Annotated in this window: 2 protein-coding genes; both read right to left on the minus strand. The window is 65.6% G+C overall.

The window, feature by feature from the left end; translation table 11 throughout:
• A partial coding sequence (locus tag AB0M88_RS53315) for a barstar family protein (protein ID WP_364116354.1) occupies window positions 1-591 on the minus strand: 591 nt, incomplete at its 3' end.
• A gap of 49 nt (window positions 592-640) precedes the next feature.
• On the minus strand, window positions 641-898 hold the full coding sequence (locus AB0M88_RS53320) for a hypothetical protein (RefSeq protein WP_364116356.1): 258 nt from the start codon (window positions 896-898) through the stop codon (window positions 641-643).
• Window positions 899-1,257: the final 359 nt, after the last annotated feature.

Here is a 1,257-nt window from a genome sequence, read left to right on the forward strand (position 1 = left end):
TCCACCGTGGTTGAGATAATAATTTTTAGTAATAGTGGCCCCCCCACCCCGGCTCACTCGCGTGGTTTTCCCTGCGGCTGCGTCGTTGGTTTCGCGGATCTGGGTGCCGGCTGGGCTTTTGCGGTCACCTGACGGGTTGGTGGTCTGGCTGCCGCGCTTCTGGTCACTGGACATCTGGGTTCTCACCCGGGCGGGCCTGGGTGGTGGGTCTTGCGGGCAGAGACCGTGCCGGTTGCGCTTGCCCCTGTCGGCGGGGGCTGGGCTTTCTGCACTTCCGGCCGGCTCGTCGTGGATCTGTTGAGCTGGGCGGTATGCGGCTGGGGTGTGCGGTGGGCTGATCTGCTCGAGCGGTCGAGTCGTGGCCTCGTAGCCGAGAGCGGCCCTGAAGAGCGCGGAGTTCTGCCACCGCAGTATCCATCCGTTCTCCGGTGTTCCGAATCCGCCTCGGAGGATGTCGTTGAAGGCGTCCAGATTTCCGCGCCAGGTGTAGTGATGAAGCAGCTTCGAGAACTCCCGCGCGAATCCGTCGAAATCGGAAAAGTTCGCCCCGTCAATGAGCAGCACGGGAAGAGCGTCGCCGTCAGTGGCCATGATCGACCCTCAAGGTGTCGCGGCCAGAAGTGAGAAAACCTCGCTTCGATCACGTGCCGAACCGGCGGAACAGGTCGGTTTGGTCGCTGTCCGCGTCGCGGAGGCGGTGGACCGTGCGGATGCTGGTCTCCAGGACCTGAGCCTGGTGGTGTTCGGGCCGGTTGGCCAGCCGTTTTCGCAGCCGCGGCTCGGCACCCCCGGAATGCGGCGGCCCAGTCAGGCTGGGCTCACCGGTGACTTGCAAGGCGGACAGCGCCCGCCCGCGCGTGGGGGCGAGCTGCCCGGCCGATTCGGACCCCACTCTCACGTTTCCAAGCCGCCCGAGTCACCTCAAAGCCCTCAGCCAGCGACTATGGCAAGCCCAGGAGCACGCAAGATCTGTCCCCACCCGCCGGAAGCCCACCCACCCCAACCCCCCACCCAGAGGGACAACCGCAACCGGCACGGTCTCTGCCCGCAAGACCCACCACCCAGGCCCGCCCGGGTGAGAAACAAGAAGTCCCGTAACCAGAAGCGCGGCAGCCAGACCACCAACCCGTCAGGTGACCGCAAAAGCCCAGCCGGCACCCAGATCCGCGCAACCAAAGACGCAGCCGGCGGTGAAACCCCGCGAGTGAGCCGGGAGATGGGCCCAAGGTCGAACTAGATGCTTTACCTCGACCTTGG

It is taken from the genome of Actinoplanes sp. NPDC051411, assembly GCF_040682075.1.
In the GTDB taxonomy this organism is placed as follows: domain Bacteria; phylum Actinomycetota; class Actinomycetes; order Mycobacteriales; family Micromonosporaceae; genus Actinoplanes.